The sequence below is a fragment of the Ramlibacter sp. MMS24-I3-19 genome (assembly GCF_050320135.1).
In the GTDB taxonomy this organism is placed as follows: Bacteria; Pseudomonadota; Gammaproteobacteria; order Burkholderiales; family Burkholderiaceae_C; genus Ramlibacter.
Map to the genome: position 1 here is coordinate 557,522 of NZ_CP190017.1, position 14,296 is coordinate 571,817.

General features: G+C 62.1%; 12 protein-coding genes. 8 read left to right on the forward strand and 4 right to left on the reverse strand.

Going from position 1 to position 14,296, the window contains the following annotated elements; translation table 11 throughout:
- The first annotated feature begins 142 nt into the window (after positions 1–142).
- Complete coding sequence (locus tag ACPWT1_RS02770; protein ID WP_427913897.1) at positions 143–715, forward strand: porin family protein; 573 nt, start codon at positions 143–145, stop codon at positions 713–715.
- 398 nt (positions 716–1,113) lie between these two features.
- Here ACPWT1_RS02770 and ACPWT1_RS02775 read toward each other — a convergent pair whose 3' ends face one another.
- Positions 1,114–2,811, reverse strand: a complete 1,698-nt coding sequence (locus ACPWT1_RS02775) for an MBL fold metallo-hydrolase (protein WP_427913898.1) — start codon at positions 2,809–2,811, stop codon at positions 1,114–1,116.
- A gap of 130 nt (positions 2,812–2,941) precedes the next feature.
- Between ACPWT1_RS02775 and ACPWT1_RS02780 the strand changes: the two genes are divergently transcribed.
- The 6 genes from ACPWT1_RS02780 to ACPWT1_RS02805 all read left to right on the forward strand — a co-directional run bounded on the left by ACPWT1_RS02780 (position 2,942) and on the right by ACPWT1_RS02805 (position 10,612).
- Positions 2,942–5,638 carry a hypothetical protein gene (locus tag ACPWT1_RS02780; protein ID WP_427913899.1) on the forward strand — a complete coding sequence of 899 codons (2,697 nt, stop codon included), beginning with the start codon at positions 2,942–2,944 and terminating at the stop codon, positions 5,636–5,638.
- Between the two features lie 135 nt (positions 5,639–5,773).
- The gene (locus tag ACPWT1_RS02785) at positions 5,774–6,742 is read left to right on the forward strand and encodes a hypothetical protein (RefSeq protein ID WP_427913900.1); all 969 of its coding nucleotides are present in this window, start codon (positions 5,774–5,776) and stop codon (positions 6,740–6,742) included.
- Positions 6,743–6,759: 17 nt separating this feature from the next.
- Positions 6,760–7,410, forward strand: a complete 651-nt coding sequence (locus ACPWT1_RS02790) for a DUF6988 family protein (RefSeq protein ID WP_427913901.1) — start codon at positions 6,760–6,762, stop codon at positions 7,408–7,410.
- Between the two features lie 33 nt (positions 7,411–7,443).
- Positions 7,444–8,796: a hypothetical protein gene (locus tag ACPWT1_RS02795; RefSeq protein WP_427913902.1), complete on the forward strand. Its 1,353-nt coding sequence runs from the start codon at positions 7,444–7,446 to the stop codon at positions 8,794–8,796.
- A gap of 1,178 nt (positions 8,797–9,974) precedes the next feature.
- Positions 9,975–10,202: a helix-turn-helix transcriptional regulator gene (locus ACPWT1_RS02800; protein WP_427913903.1), complete on the forward strand. Its 228-nt coding sequence runs from the start codon at positions 9,975–9,977 to the stop codon at positions 10,200–10,202.
- Positions 10,199–10,612, forward strand: coding sequence for a hypothetical protein (locus tag ACPWT1_RS02805; protein WP_427913904.1), 414 nt, complete (start codon positions 10,199–10,201; stop codon positions 10,610–10,612). Before ACPWT1_RS02800 ends, ACPWT1_RS02805 begins: the two co-directional genes overlap by 4 nt.
- Positions 10,613–11,016: 404 nt before the next feature.
- Here the strand turns inward: ACPWT1_RS02805 and ACPWT1_RS02810 are convergent, their stop codons facing one another.
- The 3 genes from ACPWT1_RS02810 to ACPWT1_RS02820 all read right to left on the reverse strand — a co-directional run bounded on the left by ACPWT1_RS02810 (position 11,017) and on the right by ACPWT1_RS02820 (position 13,405).
- A complete protein-coding gene (locus ACPWT1_RS02810; protein WP_427913905.1) occupies positions 11,017–11,544 on the reverse strand; it encodes a hypothetical protein in 528 nt (175 codons plus the stop codon).
- Between the two features lie 59 nt (positions 11,545–11,603).
- Entirely contained in the window at positions 11,604–12,704 is a 1,101-nt protein-coding gene (locus ACPWT1_RS02815; protein WP_427913906.1) for an AAA family ATPase, read from the reverse strand.
- 77 nt (positions 12,705–12,781) lie between these two features.
- Positions 12,782–13,405 carry a hypothetical protein gene (locus tag ACPWT1_RS02820; RefSeq protein WP_427913907.1) on the reverse strand — a complete coding sequence of 208 codons (624 nt, stop codon included), beginning with the start codon at positions 13,403–13,405 and terminating at the stop codon, positions 12,782–12,784.
- A gap of 145 nt (positions 13,406–13,550) precedes the next feature.
- Here ACPWT1_RS02820 and ACPWT1_RS02825 point away from each other — a divergent pair, with 145 nt between their 5' ends.
- Positions 13,551–13,796, forward strand: coding sequence for a helix-turn-helix domain-containing protein (locus ACPWT1_RS02825; RefSeq protein ID WP_427913908.1), 246 nt, complete (start codon positions 13,551–13,553; stop codon positions 13,794–13,796).
- The last annotated feature ends 500 nt before the right edge of the window (positions 13,797–14,296 follow it).

Genomic DNA, 14,296 nt, shown 5'->3' on the forward strand with positions numbered 1-14,296 from the left:
CAGTCGCCGTGAATTGCAGCGTCGCTCGCATGCGACGCAAGACTGTCACCACGCCTGCGCCGCTTGCTGCCGGATGAGGCCGATCGCTAGACTGACGATGGGCTCGATCCTGAGCTCCAACATCCTAGATAGGGGAACAAGAATGAAACTGATCGCGATCGCCGCTGCCACTTCCGCCATGCTCCTGGCAGGTGGCGCCCAGGCACAGATGGCCCGGTCCGCAACCACCGGCACCGCCTACGGCGAACTGGGCTATGCCCAGCTGAAGATCAACGACACGGGCACCAGCGTCAAGCCCGGCCTGCTGCGCGGCATCGTCGGCTACAACTTCAACGACTTCCTGGCCGTTGAAGGCATGCTCGGCTTCGGCGTGCGCAAGGACAGCACCACGACCACCGTCGGCGGCGTGCCCGTGAATGTCGAAGGCGACGTGCGCCACATCGTCGGCGTGTACGTCAAGCCGAAGGTCACCGTGGGCGACGGTTTCGAGCTGTTCGGCCGCCTGGGGTATGCCGACACGCGCCTGCGCGCCACGGCTTCCGTTCCGGGCGCCAGCGCAACGGACACCAGCAGCGACGGCAGCTTCTCGTACGGCATCGGCGGCAACTTCAACGTGTCGCCGCGCGCGTATGTCGGGGTCGACTATATGCGCTACTACAAGAAGGACGACACCAAGATCGACGGCGTGTCGTTCAACGTCGGCTATCGCTTCTGATCGTCGCCTGACCTGATGGAATGCCCGCCTCGGCGGGCATTTTTCATTGGTGGGCGGCTGTCGACGGCGCGGGAGCCGCAAAAGTGAAACGCCCCAGAACCCGAATCGGGCGCTGGGGCGCATGAAGACTGGTGGCCTGGGGCGGAACGCAACTCTCGTCCGCCTGCCTTACAAATCAAGGACTTAGCGGAAAGGTGCTGCGCGGTTACTGCGCCGGTTACTGCACCTCCTCGGCGCTGGCCGGCAAACCGCCCCGGGCTCGCCTTCGACAAGCCACGGCGGGAGTCTACTTGGCACGCACGACAACGCCAAGCGCGTCGTTCCCACTGCCTGCGCTGCGATCGCACGTTGCATGCAACGGGCACCTGCGGCACTTACGCACACCCGCCTACCGCTCGTCAACCGCGCAGACGTTTCCGCTGCGCCTCCAGTTGGGCCAGCAGCAATTCAATCTCGCGCAGTTCGCGCTCCGGATCGATGATTGCCCCCGCCTTGTCGAGGTCGTAGATCTCCTCGCTTTGGGGTCTTGACGTGGCGATGTCCAAGCCCACCTCGGTCGAGCGGGCTCGGATCGCTTGTTCCAAAGCCAGCCTTCCGCTTTCATTCCCGTGCTGGATGAAGACCAGCTTGCCGGCAGCGCACGGATTTCCATCCGACTGACCGATGGTCCAGTTCACCAGCCCGGCCTGGTCTGCGTGTGCCGAGTACCCCTCCAGCCGCGTGATGGATGCCCTCACCTCCCGTTCCTTGAGAGTGGGACCGTCCGGCCACTCAAGCGAAGCCGACAGGCGCTGGCGCTCGCTTTCAGGCAGATTCGCCAGCGCCAGCAGCTTGCCTCCGATGGTGCGGGGAGCACAAAAGCCTGCGAGAGCGACCGTGTTGCGCACATCGCCCAGAAGCTTGGGCAGCCAGTGCGCGGCGGGACCGCCGTCGCAGGTCCCCGAACTGAGCACGAGAACGCCGGGCGTAGCCTCCAGCGCGCCAGCGAGTTCCGCGCGCCCCATCGGGGCCCGAACGATTCCACGCCATGACCTCGCCAGGTCATTTCCGCGCAGACGGATGTCGACTCCCTCCCCGGCACGGTGGCCTAGGGTTTCGCCGCAGATCTGCAGGGCCCGTTTGATGTCGTCGGGGCACGCTCCATCCAACCCAAACCACGTGAACATCTGTTTGCCCATCCACAAAGGACGTACCTTTCCCTTTCGGCCGTTGCTCTCCGTGCGCTCGAGGGCATTGAGCACAACGCGATGGATCTTCCGGGCCGTGGGGGAATCCAGAAAGACAGGGAGGGAGCCATAGCGCTGCGGGTATTCGGCGGCCAGCCAGTGAAGATCGAAAAGGACGTCCTGAGTCCTTCCAAAGGCGAACGCCGGGATCACGAGAGTGCCGCCGTCCTCTAGCGTCCGATCGAGCAGCTGAGCGAGGCGCTGTCGCCGCATCGTTGGTCTGGTCTGCGCCCGATCGCGCACCGTCGCGCCGTATGTGGATTCCACAACGGCGAAGTCATGCGGCCAGACCCCCATGCGGTGGCGCAGGAAGGGCAGCGCCTCCGTGTCCTCCTCGTTAGGGCCCAAGTCACCTGAAAAAAGGATGCTGCGCTGGTCCGTTGCCTTCGGCGCTCCCCAGTAGACGGCCACAGAGACCGCGCCGACGACATGAGCGGACCGGTAGAACCAGAGGAACAGGTCCTGCCCTGCGGGGTGGAACTTACCAAATAGCTGGCCGGCGCCCGGCTCGTGCCACTGAATAAGGTCAACGTCTTCCGGGGCGTACCCAAGGTCGGAGAGCTTGGCGGCATCCTTTAGTAGCAAGGTGGCAAGCGCTGCGGTCTCACGAGTGCAGAACACCCTCCCCTGGAAACCGCGCTTGTATAGGGCGGGCAGCAGGCCGCAGTGGTCCACGTGCGCGTGTGTCAGCACCACAAACTGGATCTGACCGGGATCGAACGGCCACTCACTCCGATTCCATTGCGCTGCGGTGGCCTCGCCCTGCTGCATTCCGCAGTCGATCAGAAAATTCCAGCCCTTTTTCTCGTCCCACATCCAAGTGCAGGAGCCGGTGACCTTGCCAACGGGACCTAGAAATCGCACTTTCATCCATCACCTCCAAACAGTTTTGAGGTCCCGAGGATTGCCCGCGCCGTCGCCTGTTGCAATGGCACAGCAATGCAATGCATCGATGCATCGTTCATTGCATTGTTCGAGCGTCATCCGCTAGTCTCGGGACATGCAGACCTTCAAGCCGATTGCGTCCGCCCTCTCCCGTGGCAACTACTCGTCAAACGACCAGCTTGCCCGCCGGCTAATAGAAGCCTCGCGTCAGCTTGACTGGCCATCAGCCCGTTCGCTGGGGGCAAAGATCGGAGAGATCGACCTCGGGCGACGTGGCTGGTGGCTGAAACGGCCGGAGCACGGCGAGGCACTGGCTGCGCTCCTGCAAGTGCCCGCCATTGACCTCGGACTGCACGCTCACGAGCCCGTGGATGCGCATGCCTTCAGTCGGTTTCCCGAGTTGCCACCGCTGAAGTTGCGTCAGGAGCGGCCATGTCGCCTCGCCGCGCCCTGGCGCTTGGGAACGGATTTCCAAGGCAAGCCATACGGGGAGAGCTGGGATGACCTGGCCCTTTGGTTCGAACCGGATTCCCGCGCTGCCCAGCGGCCCGACCGAACCGTGCACTGGCTGCACGTACCGCCCGGGACCGGCCTCAACCTCCTGTGGGAGTGGCTGGAGAGCCGTGGGCGTGGCGAGTACCTGAGGGTCGAAACGCTGTCCGAATGCAGTCGACGGTTTCTCGAAATGAGGCCTTTTGCCGTCCGTGTCGACCGCGAAGACGCGCAGGACGTGCATGTGCTCGCATCCCGTGAGCTGGATTTGCCCGTACTCGTCGTCGCTCCCTTTCCGGTTCCAGCTCTGCCCGCAGCTGAACGGGCCGCCGCACACACCTTCGCCACTTGGGAATTCTTCGAGGCAGATCGTCTGCAGCGCCGCAGCATGGCATTGACCAACCCGGACGATCGCAGCGAAGGCATCCAAAGATACGAGTGGCGGCTTCTTACCGACTGGCAGGACACGCTGCTTCTGTGGGTGGAGCGGCGCATCGGAGCGGCAACGAACGAAACTCTTCTGAGCGCTTCCGGTGTCCGCCGCTGGATGAGTGGGTTCAGCACCGAATTCGATGCGCTTCGTCCAGCAGACTTGATGGCCATCTGCCATCTGTGCCACAGCATTCCGGAGAGGTCCCTACCCCCGGCGGGAGCGCCCGATGCAGGAACGCGACTGCTGCGTCACCTCACCGGTCTCAATCCTCATCGCGCCAATCAGTTCTCGCGCTTGGTGCGGGCGTCCCTGACAGACCGTCGTAGCCCTTGGAGGAGCCAGTTGCCCGGCGACACTTGGCTGCAGTTTCTGGGAGCGTCAGGAGCGGCGCCCGCAGATGCCGAAGCTGTCAACGCCATCGCAGATGCCCCGTCCAAGGCTGCACGTCGGCAGCTGGCAGCCGAAGTGCTCGCCGCGGCCGAAAGCAGGTCGCTCGCAGGTCTGCAAGCCAACCGGCTGCTTATGGAGATGGAGGCAGATCAATACGCCCTGCAGCCGGCGTTCCTCGCCGATTTGGTGGCGCGCGATCAGATCCTGCAACTGGTCAGCAGCGCGGAAATCGACCGGTGGGCTGCGCTGTGCTTCGATGCATCCCGCCGGCGGTTGGTGGACGCCGCTCTGCGGGTCACCCCGTTTAAGACATTGCTGCAGGTGCAGGAGCAAGTTCTGAGCATGGCGCCAGGCAATCCGCTGGCCATCGCTGCGGCAGAAGCGTTGTTCTTCGCGGTCGGCAACTTGGCCGCACGTGGTGTCCCGGTGCCTCGCTCTCTGCACAGCATCGCGGGACGTGTGCTTCCAAGCCTGCAAAGGGACGATTTCTCCGGCCCTTCGTTCTGGACGAGGCCTGCAGAGACGAGGGATCAAGCGTGCGAGCATCTGTCGGTCATGTGGATATGGAGCCTGATGGCCGACCCGCCACTCGCCGCAGTTCCTCCGCACTGGGGTTGGCACTTCCCCGCCTGGCCGGGTGATCGGTCTGACCCCCCGGTGTTTGATCTACTCTTCATGGCGGCAGACCCCTTCGGCGCGCGAACGCATGCACCCCTGCTGGACGTGGCGGAGCGGGTGGTCACGTCGCTCAAGGGGGGCACTGATGCGCCCCCAGCGTTCCTCGCTCCGCTTCTTCTCGCTCGCGCGGTGCGCGAAGACAGGCCCGCTCCGTCCGAGTGGCTGGAAGCGGTCGTGGGGAAGAGCGAGGTCGAAGATTTCTTTCTTCAGCGTGTGGCGGGCCAGCCGGCACCTGGTTGGCTCCTCCCTGTGTACCTGAGCGCCGCAGCCCGCAGCCAAGGGGACGTCGGCGCCTGGCGTTTCCTGTACTCACCCATCCGGCAGTGGGTGCTGCGAAGCATCTCCGCAGAAGAGGCGGATCGGGTCCTCGACGAGCAGCACCGTCACCTGCTCTGGTCGACACCTTCCATGCTTCCGCCGCACCTGCGCAGTTGGCTACTTCTACGCGCCGAACCTCGCAAACAAGACACGGCCGTCCGCGCCACCATCGCCTTGATCGGTGCCGGCGAAGTAGAAGCGCTTGAGCGATGGCTTGCCGATGCCTGGTTCGGTCCGCAAGCGGCAAAGCGCATGTGGTCGGTCGCGCCTAGCATCGCTGCGGCTCACATGAGTCGCCAAGACGCAGCCGACGAAGCACAAGTGCACCTATTGATGGCAGCACCGTCCGACCACCTTGCCTCGGTTGTTCGCCTGCTACGTGAGAAACCGAACCTGCTCGACTCCTCCCAACTCGCGCTCTGGGCAGTCGAGACCGCTTCGCGAGCGGGCCCGCTGGCGGAAGATGTTCTCGGGCTTGCAACTGGATGGTGTGAATCCTAGGTCTCACCCGACGATCAACTGCCTACACTTGCCCGATCTACCGAGGGATATTTCTTCAACATGAGCGGTCGTGAGCGGGACTGGTTTGCAAGGCTTACAGGCTTTCGCGAAAGGGGGTATGAGGAGACGCAGCCAATGCTGCGAGTTCAGAGCGATCGACTGCTGCATGCCGACGGAGAACGCAGCTGGGGAATGGGCCACCTGGAGACGCCGACCCTCGCAGAGTTGCGCGAGCGGGTCCGAGCCCTCCAGCCCGGGTCCGAACGCCTCAAGGTCTCTATTGTTCGAGGTACCGTACAGGAGCTCCATGCCTCACCTCCACATCGACACGCGCTGTTTCAGGCTGCCAGTCAGTTCAATCTGCTGGAGATGGTCAGCCAAGACGTCTCGCCCGAGGACGGTGTGGCCCGCTACGAGCATGACGCCACTCAAGGGCCCGCGTGCGCCATAGCCGCTGGTGCGGGGACAATCTTCAGAAACTACCTGGCTGATCTTCCGGACGGCCGTGGCCAGTCCCGGCAACGGCAGATCGACTGCCTCGCGGACCTCGGGATGGCTCTGGGGAATGCCAGAGGCGAACTCTGGTCGATGTGCAACGGCTACGCGATGCTGCGGCCAGGCGCACTCGAGAAGATCGACGCCATGCTGGCGGGCGCGTCCGCGCTGCAGATTGACAGGTGGCGCGACCTGTTGCGCATCGGCCTTCACTGGAACGTCCAGGTGACCTTGCCTGATGCGAACGACGAACAGTACGTCTCCCAGGCGTACTGCTCGGCCCTTCCGGTGGCATACAACCGTGCCTACCCCGAAGCTTTGTGGGCGCGCTTTGCAACACTCGTTCTGGAAGGCACGTACGAAGCAACGCTGTTGGGGGGCGCTCTGAACTTCGCTCAGCGAGGTTCGCCTCTGGCATTCCTGACAAGCGTGGGGGGAGGCGCCTTCGGCAACGATGCGAAGTGGATCGCCACCGCGATACGCAGATCGTTCGAGGTTTGCAGCCATCTGCCGCTCGATGTCCGAATTGTCGCGTTCAGGTCGCTTTCGCCGGAGGTGACAGCTGTCGTGCGCGGCTTCGAAAAGACCCCGAATACTGCTTCTGAGTAAGTCGCCCGGGAGCGTTTATGGACATTGAGCAGCTACTCGATCTGTCAAACCGCTTCAGCGAACACCTTGCATCGTTCTTGGAAGACCTGCCGATCACCGCCTCCGCGCACTTTCCTGCCGCAACGGCCGCCGCACTCAGCCTTGAGCATGCAGGTGCGTTGCGTCTATTGTTCTCCGCAGGAGCACCACAATCCGCGTGCGCACTTCTCCGGCTCCAATACGAGGCATTGCTGCGAGGGGCATGGTTGATCTATGCAGCACCTGCTGCAGCCTCGGAAAAGCTTTCCGCCTCGTTGGAGCCCGACTCGCAGCAGGCGGCCAAGAACGTGGCAGGCGCCAAGACGATGCTGGAGCAGCTGCAAAAGTCCCTGGAGGCCAATCCTGCGCTGTTAGGCCTTGTAAAGCCACTAGCCGAGATCCGGGATGTTTCCTGGGATGCGATGAACTCCTTCGTGCATGCCGGATTGCATCCCCTGGTGCGAACCAGCGAGGGGTTCCCGCATGAGTTGGCTGCAAACGTCGTGCGGCAGTCCAACGCAATGCAGCACATGGCGGCACGACTGCTGGCAAGGCTCTCGGACGACAGCAGCGGCCTGATACCCAGACGGGTCGATTCAGTGTGGATGCAGTATGAGGGATGTCTCCCAATGGCGAGCGCGCGTTCATAGCGCGGCCAGAATGCACTTTCTTGAGGACCACCATTGAACCCCGAGTCGACCCACGCGATTCCCAGCTCGCCTTTGACAGATGCGCTTCGGGCAATCTACGGCACCGCTTCTGCTTTGAACGAGTTCATGAACTCGCACATTGCCGCACTAAAGGCCTCGGATGACGCCACGATTTCCCGTACGGGCGACCTTCTCGCCGAGGCGAAGTCGGGCTTCATGATCGGATACGTCACGCCGGTGGCCGTGATCGCTGTTGGGCAGCTGCTCTTGGGAAATCCCCTGACTGCTGCAGTCTCCGCAGTGACGATGGCAGTGAGCCCTGTAGCAATAACTTGTGCCGCAGTGGGCGCGATCTGGATGGGATGGAGGGCATTGAAGCCGAGTGAGCAGGCACGCATTCTTGAGACCGTCAAGGCGGGCCTCGGTCTGAGCATCGCAGTGGTGACCTCTGTGATTGAGTTTGTGGCCAAGCAGGCGCACGCTCTGTTCGGAAAACCTCAGATCGCGGTGCTGCGTGAGATGGTGCGCGCCGAGGCCGCGAACTTCGGCAGAAGCCTTGCGCAGGTGACCGGCAGTGCCGTCGACGCCATGCTGGACCTACTGCCGCGAAAGCCAGCCACCCCCGAAGGTGACGACCAGACGCTGACTGAGGTCCTCTGGAGCATGGACAAACGAGAACTCACAGGAATGCTCCGCGACACGTTCGGACGCAGGCGAAATCTGGAGGAGATGGAAGCTCCCGAACTTCGTCGGCTGCTTGTCGCGAGCTTCTCGGATGCAGCCGCCTACTCCTGGCCGTGGGCAGCCGCCCCTACGTATCCCGAGACTGTCGCACTGGTGGCGAAGCAGTTGAAACTTCCCAGCTCTTCGAGGGTGCATGTGCGCGAGCTCGAGCGGATGATTCTATTCAAGGTTGTCGAGCTCTCTCTTGAAAAGCTTGATGAATCCCAGAAAGCCGACGTCGTGACGCGGGTGCAAGCCGAGCTGGGTGCGCGAGGGATTGAGCAGCGCATTGCATTCCAAGAGATCGTTTCGTTCGTGAAGACAGGTGGGGTCGACATCGGCGGCACGTTAGGCGGCTTGGTCCTGGCTGGGCCCGGCATCTATGGCGTCGTGGGTCTGAACTTCCTGCAGTTCGTGGTGCTCAAGGGCATCATCCTCAGCAGCGGGTACTTCGCCGGCGGCGCGGCGCTCATGGGATTTGGAACTGGAGGCTTGATGCTTGCAATGGCGGGCTGGGCAGGTCCAGTAGGAGCGGGACTGGCCTTTCTCTTCACCGCATACAGCATCGCGGGTCCCGCCTACCGCAAGCTGGTTCCCGCCGTGTGCATGATTGCCGCTAAACGGCTTGAGTTGAGCTCCCGTGAGCGGCCCAATGAAGGGTAAAAACTTGCCTGGCGCAGAGACGCACGGCGCGTGGGGAGGTTGTTGGCGGTCTGCGTTCGCCGCCAGGCCCTCACACCGAACTCCTTCTTGACTCGTTCGCTTTCGCGGCGCGGCTCCGGACTTGGGGCTCGGGCAGCAGAGCGTCTTCCCCCTAAGGGCCTCCACGAGCACGGCTGTTCGCTTGGACCGCACGCCGGCGGGTCAACCTTAGGTCTGCCGAGGGACGGTGGCGCGCGGCGGCTCCAGTAAGCCTAAAGGCCGCCTCCTGCACCCTTCGGCTAGAGCTGCTGGCCGGCCTGGCGTACCGTCATTCTGGGGATAGTTGCAACGGGAACTGCGTTGAGGCAACCCTGAACGACATGACCGCCGCCGAACTGACCTTGACACCAGCTCGCCCTGGCCGCCGCCCTCCGTCGCTTCGCCGACCGCCGCTCGAGCCGCGCGCGAGACTCGCGCCGCTTGCGGTGGTTAGTACCGCCACCGCTGCGTTAGCTCCGACGCCCAGCCCTGATCCAGTCGCGCCCAAGCCTGGACCAGGGTGTAGCCGTCTTCCTTTAGAAGGTCGGCGCGGTCTGCAGCAAGAGCGACGTATACGCGCTCCCCACTGCTTAGCACCCAAAAGCCCACTTTCTTCCCCTCGCGCAACTTCTGGGCGAGTTCGTCTAAGTAATCCAACTGCTGCATCTTCAGATCTCCGATGGGAAGCAACCCGCTCTACGCGAGCTAGGTCATAGACGTTGCGTTTAGCTACGTGCTGCCATCCACAGGTGGTGCGTCCCCGTCGATCCGCAAGTGCGCCCAGAGGCTTGTCTATCAGCGAGGTACGAGACGAGGCCTCGAGGCGCTATTGATAGGCCCTCTTTCACATCGAAATGGTGAGATGCATGTTTGCGCGCGATTGCTTATGCCGCTTTAAGCGAGCCACTCGCACTTAAATGAAAACTCAGTAGTAGGGGCGCTGAGGGTACTCCACCTTCCCACCGCCCTCCACGACCAGTAGATCCGGCTCTTGCGATCCGCCCCCGCGGTCACGGCGAACTCAATATCGTCAACATCTTGACGATCATTTCGAAAGACGGCTCTTCAAATCCATGCCGCCGCGAAATCAGCGGTTGCGCCCCGGACACTTCAATGGTCATCAATTCAGGGCACTCGCCCGCAGACCACAGGAGTGTTTCATGCAAGACGTTTATGGGGATTCGCAGCTACTACGACTGCCAGAGGTGTTGAAGGTCCTTCGAATCGGCAGGACTGCCTTCTACGAAGGGATCAAGCTTGGCATTTACCCCAAGCCCATACGAATGGGTAAGCGCACGGCCGTCTGGCTGCACGGCGAACTGAAGGATGTGATCAAGCAAGCCATCGCCGAGCGCTCGGGCTCAACGCGAGGGGAATACGCGCCATGATCAACGAGGAGTTCAAATATCACGGCAAGAACATCAACTTAGAACTGGCCGGCAAGTTCGCATACACCACGTATGAACTGGAAAAGCGTATAGCCAACAGCGCGGCGTCAGCCGCGCGTAGTGCTACCCAGCTCAAGAACACGGCTGACAAGTTCGTGGAGGTGTTGAACCCAGAACAGTTATTGGCACTGAAGGCGGCGGCGTCCGTCGTCTCCCGGCTCGCTTTCGACCTTCAGGCCCTCCGCCCGTGGGCCAAGGCGTACGCCCAGTACATGGAAGAAGTGCGCCTTCGCCAGCGTGAGGAGGAGCTTGCTGCGCGCGAACGCGAGCGATGGCCCACCGACCAAGCAGCTGTCGACGAAGCCTCCGATCTCATCGTCTTTTTAGACTCCGGCGCGGTCCGGAGATGAGGTCGACGCCTTCATCGCGGCGAAGCGCGGCTACACAAATGTCGACCGAGGTATCTCCCACCCCGGCGTTCGTGATGCTCTCGCCGAATTGCCCGCTGCCCTCCAGTCGCGAGACCTTCGAACGGTTCGGCGCAATATGCTTCTAATACTCGATCGCATTGGTCGTTCACAAGCCCACGGGTCTGAGTGGTTCGCTGGTGCCGAAGATTTCGCTGAGTGGCGTGCTGCGCACACACGCGCTCACTCCGTTGCTGCAAGTTCCTTGGCCCACATTCGACGTACCGGCGGCGAGTGAGCGTGTGTCCAACAACCCGCATGCGACTAGTTCCTATGGGATCCTGAGGTAACTCTTTTCTTGGCCGTGGTCCGCTGCAGAGGACCCTGGCTGAATGGGAGCTGGCGTTTCACGGCCGCGCGCCATCGAGGAGTTGATCGAGCACCACCAGGATGGCGTCCAGCCATTCCATGAACGTCTCTGAGCTCACCTCTGACTGCTCGCGAACACCTGCAGTCGACCGCAATGAGGCGCACACCGCGGCTTTCAGCAGACTGTTCTGACCGTCCTGCTCGACCGTTCCAAGTAGCAGCGGGCGAAGCGATTTGCGCGCGGTCTGCGCATCCTCTCGCAATGCGACGTACCCAGCGCATGCCCCGCACAGAGACATGTAGGTGTCACCGACGTCGCGCGGCCTTCCCTGCCGAGCGCATGCCATGCAAGTGAAAGTGGCTTTCGCTCGCGCTTTGCGTAAGATCCCCTGAAGCACCTTGTCGTCAGTGACAGCCTCCACATGCAGGTAGCCGTGGTGTTCGTATGCGCCTTGGACAAAAACTGCATCACGCCTGGGCGACCGCACCGCCTTTAACTTGGAGCGAAGGTCCCCGTACAGGCGCTGCCAACCGAATGGAATCCAGTCAATGCGTTGATCCAGCAATCGGAGGCTCTCGGTGAAACGGGACTCCCCAGCCTCGGATCTCTCCCTTTCGCCACTCATCACGGCAGCTTCCTATTACTGTCAGCAATTAAGCTGTTCGTCGCCAAAAACCCAATGTTCCTTGAAGCTTTTGGCCGGTTCGGTGTCACGTCCTGGGCAACCAGATAACGGCGCCCAGCAGCCGCTGCTTTTGCGCACGCATCTTCGAGTGATTGCCAAACGGATCTGGGCGAGTCGTTGAACAGTCGCGCGATCACTTCACTTGGCAGAACTTCGGGGAATACCCGGCCCCATGATTCTTGGTGCCGAAGTGACCTGAAGACGCTCTGAATGACGGCCGCCATCTGCTCGCGCGACGGTGCCTCGATGTTGAAAATCCTAAAGCGACTTCGCAGGGGTGCTTCGATGCTTCCCAGTTCGTTGCACGTGGCAATCCAGGCGATCTGGGAAGCATCAATCGGTAGCCCGACATACGCATCCTGAAAGCGGACGGCGCTCGTTGGTTCTAGCAGGCCCAGCAAAAATGAGAGCCCGCTATCTCGCGTGGAATCGGGTCGCTTGTCGATTTCGTCGAGCACGATGACTGGAGACATCGACTCGCACTGGAGCGCCTCCCACACCCGCCCAGGCTTCCCGGTGGCGTAGCCCGCGTCCAAGCCCGTGAGCCTAAAGCTGGTCTCCAGCATGCTTACATCTACTTCGACGATGGGAACGTTGAGCCAGTCGGCGAGACGCTTGCTGAACGCTGTCTTTCCCGTTCCCGCAGGACCGTTCAGCAGAATTGGTGGGATGCGGACGGCCGGCGGGTGGACCAAGCGCGCGAGCATCACCCGACTCCAGACGAAGTCGATCACCTTCGAGAACGTCGGGAAATCCATGCGGAGTTGCTCCAGGTCATCGAAGGATCCGCCCGCGCACAGGTAACGAAGTGGCCCCAGCTGTTGCGCTCTCTCGAGTTCGGTCAAGACCCCCGCGCCTGCGTCCTTGGACAGACTCTTTGCCCAAGTGACTTGAGCTTCGAAGTCCACCTGGTCATACAGCAGTCGGCGCGCCAGTTGCGTGTGGCGCGGGTCGTCTGCTGTGCGATCACAGTAAGGCGTGCCGCCCCTGTCGGCCCCGATTCTCGCCGCGGCGGCGGGCGGACTCTTCGAGGAAGTCATGGGCAAACCTGCTGCGATCCCGCGCACTGCAGCCAGTTGCTGCACCAGGTCCCGGTATGCCCTGGGCCGCATGGCCATCACGAGCCCCGGTTCAACTCTTGCATGCGCTCGTAATACCAATGCCGCAGTCTCCAGACCTCTGGGGATGTGCCCCTGCAGCCCGGGTGCACATGAATCAGGCAATCGACGCGGAATTTTTGAGCCAGATCGGCATGCTCTCGTTTGCGACGCAGGTGCTCGCGCAGGCGTTCGAGCACGAAGAAAGCACGCATGCCGCTGTAGTTTAGATAGTGGCAAACGCGCGTTTGCAGTCGCTTGGGCTTCGGGCTGCTAATCCGCCCTCGTAGACCGACGGCCCACTCGAATTCCCGCAGCACGGCCAGGCTGCACTGCGCCACCTGAATGCGAAGCGAAAAGCTTTTGCACTCTCCGGTGCCAGGGTACGTCTGCCTGGCGATGTGGACGCACCCCTCACCGTCCATGAGCCCTGCGGCCCAGCCAATGTCGGCATCGGTGGGGACGTCTCGGCCGCTGATCGGGCTGAGAGATCGTGTGGCCACGTCCTCCATGACTGCCCACATTTCGTCGAGCGTGAAAGCCTGTTCGCGCGCTTCAGAGATCGGCACGGTCGACGGCTTGGTGAACTCGGCCGCTGCCTGCGCGATGGGGCGAAGGTCGGCGGTGGATTGCGTTTCTTGCATTTCGTGATTTCCTGGTACTGCGCAACGTCGCGCAAAACAATCATCGAAGATTGCACAGAAATCCCCAAGGTTCGGCCGGGTGCAAGCAGATCACCTGTCGCCTTTGCGCGACATCTGAACGCTAGACTAGCCCCAGGAGGGCTGGATGATTCGATTCCGTTTGGCCGAGGTGATGGCCGATTTCGCGTTTCGTCGCGGCAAGCGCGAGGACTGGAAAAGCGTGGCAGAAGCGACCGGCGTTCACAGGTCCACGCTTTCAAAGATGCTCAACGTGAGGGGCTACAACGCGAGCGTTGATTCCATCGATCGGCTCTGCACCTACTTCGGGTGCAAGGTTGAAGACTTAATGGTCCACGTACCGGATGACGCGCCCAGCGGCGACGCCAAGTAGTAGAAGCGAAGAGCCGGGCTGCCGGCGGAAGCTCAGCCTACCGTCTCCTCACATGCGTGCCTTTGCCGGCTTTCCCGAGCTTCACCAAGCGACGAACTGGCTCACACGTTTTCCAGTGGAGTGAGCCGCCGGCGATTCCATCTTGCTTCGAGTTACAGGGAGCTGGAAGCCGCTGCGTTCTTCGGATGCATGCGTGCCGGCCAGAAAGTGCAGCGCTGCGCGTCGGCGCGCAGCGGTGTTGCCAAACAGTACAAGTCCTCGCCGTTGTGCACTACTCGCCTCGCGCAAGCCCGGTACAGCGCTCGTCATCCGGCCACCGGCTTGATCTCCCTCCTCGAGCATAGATCGCGGTTGAGCCTCCCGCTCCTATTGGGCAACTAGGACGACCGTCACTTTCCGCAAACGCGGATGTCGGAAAGAACGGTACCGTCCCGTGGACCCGTCTTGACGCCGCGCTTGGGAGCCGTGGGCCGCGCCCACCGAGATGACAGCAGTTAATC

What these genes read in the sequence shown, in the direction of transcription:
- ACPWT1_RS02770 (WP_427913897.1), top strand. Translation starts at nt 143, where the DNA reads ATGAAACTGATCGCGATCGCCGCTGCCACTTCCGCCATGCTCCTGGCA.
- ACPWT1_RS02775 (WP_427913898.1), bottom strand. Translation starts at nt 2,811, where the DNA reads ATGAAAGTGCGATTTCTAGGTCCCGTTGGCAAGGTCACCGGCTCCTGC.
- ACPWT1_RS02780 (WP_427913899.1), top strand. Translation starts at nt 2,942, where the DNA reads ATGCAGACCTTCAAGCCGATTGCGTCCGCCCTCTCCCGTGGCAACTAC.
- ACPWT1_RS02785 (WP_427913900.1), top strand. Translation starts at nt 5,774, where the DNA reads ATGCTGCGAGTTCAGAGCGATCGACTGCTGCATGCCGACGGAGAACGC.
- ACPWT1_RS02790 (WP_427913901.1), top strand. Translation starts at nt 6,760, where the DNA reads ATGGACATTGAGCAGCTACTCGATCTGTCAAACCGCTTCAGCGAACAC.
- ACPWT1_RS02800 (WP_427913903.1), top strand. Translation starts at nt 9,975, where the DNA reads ATGCAAGACGTTTATGGGGATTCGCAGCTACTACGACTGCCAGAGGTG.
- ACPWT1_RS02805 (WP_427913904.1), top strand. Translation starts at nt 10,199, where the DNA reads ATGATCAACGAGGAGTTCAAATATCACGGCAAGAACATCAACTTAGAA.
- ACPWT1_RS02815 (WP_427913906.1), bottom strand. Translation starts at nt 12,704, where the DNA reads ATGACTTCCTCGAAGAGTCCGCCCGCCGCCGCGGCGAGAATCGGGGCC.
- ACPWT1_RS02820 (WP_427913907.1), bottom strand. Translation starts at nt 13,405, where the DNA reads ATGCAAGAAACGCAATCCACCGCCGACCTTCGCCCCATCGCGCAGGCA.
- ACPWT1_RS02825 (WP_427913908.1), top strand. Translation starts at nt 13,551, where the DNA reads ATGATTCGATTCCGTTTGGCCGAGGTGATGGCCGATTTCGCGTTTCGT.